The sequence below is a fragment of the uncultured Gimesia sp. genome (assembly GCF_937910335.1).
In the GTDB taxonomy this organism is placed as follows: domain Bacteria; phylum Planctomycetota; class Planctomycetia; order Planctomycetales; family Planctomycetaceae; genus Gimesia.
This window is the reverse complement of the sequence record NZ_CALEMX010000554.1, coordinates 1-4887: the sequence shown is the minus strand read 5'-3', so window position 1 is coordinate 4887 and position 4887 is coordinate 1. Positions and strand designations below refer to the sequence as shown.

Below are 4887 nucleotides of genomic sequence, written 5' to 3'. Positions count from 1 at the left end.
ATGGCGCAAATTACGTGCCAAAGCGAGGGAAGTCATCTGGGAAATGCGGGTTCAAACAACCGTTTTGTTCCAGAACCAGCGATCGACGTTTTATCGTTTGCAGCCGTGGATAGTGGGCTTTTTTAACACGCCCAACCGTTTCGTGAATCACTGGCAGGAACGGTGCTAGCTTCGAGCCGAGTCCGAAACGAAGTACAGGCCCCTGGGACCAGTTTCTCAAAACTCATTCGGAAACACTCTGGGCCTGCGATTTCTTTACGAAACGAGCTGTGACACCGCGTGGGCTCGTCGATTTGTATGTGTTGGTTTTCATGCATCTTGAAACGCGTGAACTCTTAGCCACACGCTCAACGCGAAATCCGGATTCTGCATGGGTGACTAAACAGGCCAAAGCGCTCGTAAACCACGTTGCCGAACGGGATGAGAAGCCGACCTACCTGATCCATGATCCAGACACGAAGTTCTCTACCGAGTTCAAGCAGTTTCTGAAGAACAGAGGCATCAAGCCGAAAATGCTGCCGATCCGATCTCCCAATCTGAATGCCCAGGCTGAAAGGTTTGTTCAAACAAGAAAATACCAAGCCTTGAACCATTTCATCGCTTTCGGCAAGACACATCTTGATTATCTTGTTTCGGTTTTTGTTGATTATTACAACAAACATCGAGCGCACAGCTCACGAGAATATCTGCCACCCTGCTCTGTCGAGCCGCCGCCGGAATACGAGACGAACAAGCTCGATGAGATCCACTGTGAGGAACATCTCGGAGGGCTGATCAAATCGTACGAGCGGATTGCGGCGTAGATCAAATCGAAACATAAGTCTTTTTTCACGCTCAGCGTATGCGAGTTCGCTCCTGAAAAGTCACAACCTACGGCCATTCACGGCATACCTGCCCCGACTCACGTCAGTTCTTTCACCAGATTTTGTTTTCAAAGATCAATTGGCTGCGGGACTTAACGTGCGACAGTCTGTTTGTACTCGACGATTTGTACGATTGCTTATGAACAAATCGGTCTCTCACTACGAACCGAATACCTTTGTCACTGATGTTCTTCCGGAACATCACCCAAACAGTTGTGTCAGCGGTCGCCCATCAACAACTGGAAATGGACGGTTAGCCTGGTCGTACATGGTCGAATTGTGGGAGATGCCAAGTGCATGATAAATTGTTGCCAGTAAATCTTGCGGCGACACCGGATTTGATGTCGGGTATGCAGAATGGTTATCGGAGGCCCCGTAAACTTGGCCGCCACGAATGCCCCCTCCAGCCAAGACAGCCGACTGACACGCGCCCCAGTGATCGCGTCCCATATTTGTATTAATTTTTGGTGTGCGTCCAAACTCGCCGTACAGGGCGACCAGGGTATCATCGAGTAATCCGCTGTTACTGAGATCATCCAACAGTGCAGCACAACTTTGATCTAAAGAGGGAAGGCAGTATTCCGACTTGAGCATTTGATAGCCGGACTTGCTTTTATTGCCATGGTTGTCCCAGACATTCGAGACGCTGCTGCCATTGACTAACATCCACGAGACTGTCACCAGCCGCATTCCAGATTCAACTAGCCGTCGTGCTGTCAGAATCGCTTCGCCCCATTCGTTGCGGCCATAACGGTCACGGGTTTTGTCATCGACGCGATCAATCTGCAATGCTTTTGCAACGGAGGACGAGCCAAGCATGCTGAATGCCATTTCACGAAACTCATCAAAATCTCTTGCTTGTGGATTGGCTTGAAAACGTCGGTCTAACTGTTCCAGAGATTCAAGTAAGCCGCGGCGTGCGAGCAGACGCGTGCTGGTAATTTCTTCAGGCAAACTGAGGGGTAAAGAGGGTAACCCTTGTGTCCCACGCGCTGCTGCAATTTCCAATGGATCATGCCGCGCTCCCAGGTAGCCGGCATAGGTGCCCGCATAGGTGACTCCACCATGACCGATGGGCCTGGGAATTGTAGCCACACCCGGCATTCCGGTTACGGGACGAAAGTACGATACGACTGAGCCCAAGTTTGGTGCATCGGTTCGTTTGCGATCGTTTCGTGGTACGCGTAATGTTTCATCGATCCTGCCGGTAAGTGTACGATACACGGATGCTTCATGGAGATTGCTTTCGTGTGAAAGCGAGCGAATGATCGTGGTCTTATCTGTGTGGCGCGCAAATAATGGCATCTCCTCACTGATCTCAATTCCCGGTACCACTGTCGAGATGGGTTCAAACAGACTGCGGATGCCTTGCGGTGCTTTGGGATTAGGATCCCACATATCCATCTGTGGCGGACCACCCCAGAGATAAATCAGGATACACGACTTGGCCTTACCGCTGGTCGAAATCAGCCCTGAGTTGTGAGATTCCGCTGCGCGCAGACTCTCTGACCCCAGTAAACCGGGCAAGGTCAGCGGCCCCAGTCCCAACTGTCCCAGTCGAAGCATTGCATCACGACGGTGAAGCATGTCTGTTCTCCCTGATCGAAATAACGGTTGTGCCTTCATGCATGACACGATTCCAAAGTCTTCAGTATTCAATTGTATCAACAACTTTACTGTTTGTCTGCTAAAAATATGAGTTAGCAGAAGAGCAATTTAGTCACGTTTCTGCCTATCTGTGACAGCGACAGAAGCGATGCCCTCAGAAAATCAGAGCTCTCGACTTCAAGGGTTTGGCTCATAAACCAGCAGGTGGTCATTTGGGCGCTACGTTATTAAAACCGTTTGCCATTCCCCGCCAGGCGCTACTTTTTCTGGCCGGTGTTTACAGTCTTTATACACGATTTTTATTGGTTTGGTATTGATAAGGAGAACAACTCAACCAGACGACGATTATTTACACCTTAATGACAACAGACTATTTTCTGTGTCCTGCCGCCAAGATTGCCTCTTGGTGATCTTGGCGTGGGCAGAGAAACAACGAGCCTGACTATTTGGGATCAAGTTACAGTCTGTTTGAGCGCTGAGAGCGGTCACAACTCAGGAATCTACCCGACGAACAGTTCTACTTCATATTGACTGCTGTCAATGTTCCATTCAGTGGACCAAAAACACCCTGTCCCCATCGAATGGTAGTTTTTGGTAAGTCCACAAACAGGGCCGAGTTAATTTTGACGGTTGCCAGATCTCTGCCATCCTGACTTATTGCCATTCGACCTTCTTTCACTACAAAACGCAGTGTTGTCGGCTCGTCTTGCCAAGATAAGATGCTCACCAGGTTGCCCGGCATCCTGAGCTGGTGGACCACACCATATTCTTTCCGCTGCTGAGGCGTCAGAAAGTCGAAGCGGTCCACACCATAAATTTTAGAGCCCATCTTCCACGATGTTCCTATGAGTAAGCTGTCATTATGTGGAATCATACCAGTCACGCGTTGACCGAGATCGTTGATAACCAAGCCATTCGACTTTGCTTCCGCTTCGTACGGATGAACCGGAACAGAATGAACTTGGGGATGAGTAAATAGCCGACCCAACTGGTTCCATTGGCTGGTATCGGGATTCAGCCGCCACAGCTCAGCCCAAGGCCAAACTCCAACAAACAACTCGCCACGATAGATTCCAGTAGTCTGTGCTTCGCGTACACTGGGAGATGCAGCTGCTGGAATTGGCGGCGAGTTTTCCAGCATGCGAACTTGATTGCCGCTGTATTCAAATAGCATACCGGATGGATACTGCCCCATCAGCAGTCGGTCTTGGTAGTAGATCATTGAGTATATCTGATTACTCGTCTGAGTGCTTGGCTCGATGAGGGTCTTCCACCTGTGCCCATCAAAGGTGTAAACTCCACCATAGTTGAAACAGGTCAACGTCTCATTTCCATATTGCCCCCACGAATATGGGAAAACCTCGATTGAATTAATCGTCAACGTCTTTGCCAAGGATAAATCCACGTTTAGGTTTTCTGCATATGGACTCCATCTGACCGCGACTAAGCTCTTGTCGACCCGTCCTGCTATTGACATTGTTTTTCGGAAGAAAAATAAGTGACCTTGCCCGTAATAGTAATATTTATATTCTGCATCTGAGGGTTGTGAAAAGATTTTCTGGTCACCGTGCATTAACCCACTATCAAACCATGCTAAAATCTTACCCCGCACGGTAGAGGCAGATGAACCGTGCGGTTTCTCTGTATCAACCAAACTCCATTTCTGCTGTGAACTATTCCACTGTTGTAGTCCCCCTTTGCTCCCTTGGTTAGCGTAAACCTGCTCCCCGAGATCATAAAGAAAGATACTGGCATTAGTGCCGGCTCGGGCGATTGGCTTGATTTCATGGCGACACTTCTGCTGTGGTGGTCGAATGTAGAATTGGAGTTTATATCTCTCGCCGCGGTAATAGGAGTTATAAACGCTTGTAAATCCCGCTCCAAAAATCCGCTGCCCCTGATCATCGGTTGCTTCGAACAACGTACCCAGATTCTGGCCAAGATCCTTACCAAAATCGACGGTCACCGTTACATCGATGCTTGGCTCGTCTCCGTAAGTCAATCTACCACAGAGCGTGAGCAGGAGACTCAAAAAAATATAAGACAGAAAAAGGCAACAGTTTCTCTGAGACCGTTGTTGAATATTTGAATTGTCAATCCCCTTCATATCCTATTTCCTTTATCGGGTATTAAATTTACTGTAACCTTGATTGTCGCGTTTTAACGTGAACAGCCGCAAGGGTTGAATGATTAAACAAATTCTGGGTGACACTTTTTTCTCAATCACCGGCGGTTATTCAGTCAGTAATACATCGTTTTTTCAGAAAACTCTGCGATAGGAGTATTATTGAAGAATGATTGCATGTTTCTGAAATTCAGCAATGTACTTTTTTAAATTATTTTTGATCGTAATCACCTGCTTGTCTGCATTTTGTATTTTACTGGAAGCACTGTACCATTTTTTACCTTCATGACT

General features: G+C 48.1%; 3 protein-coding genes. 1 reads left to right on the top strand and 2 read right to left on the bottom strand.

Features of this window, described 5'->3' with window-relative positions; all coding sequences use genetic code 11:
• The first annotated feature begins 146 nt into the window (after window positions 1-146).
• Complete coding sequence (locus Q0668_RS22905) at window positions 147-803, top strand: integrase core domain-containing protein (RefSeq protein WP_366918983.1); 657 nt, start codon at window positions 147-149, stop codon at window positions 801-803.
• 261 nt (window positions 804-1064) lie between these two features.
• Here the strand turns inward: Q0668_RS22905 and Q0668_RS22900 are convergent, their stop codons facing one another.
• A complete protein-coding gene (locus Q0668_RS22900; protein WP_298868861.1) occupies window positions 1065-2450 on the bottom strand; it encodes a DUF1501 domain-containing protein in 1386 nt (461 codons plus the stop codon).
• Window positions 2451-2988: 538 nt separating this feature from the next.
• Window positions 2989-4578 carry a hypothetical protein gene (locus Q0668_RS22895; RefSeq protein ID WP_298868859.1) on the bottom strand — a complete coding sequence of 530 codons (1590 nt, stop codon included), beginning with the start codon at window positions 4576-4578 and terminating at the stop codon, window positions 2989-2991.
• Window positions 4579-4887 lie beyond the last annotated feature (309 nt).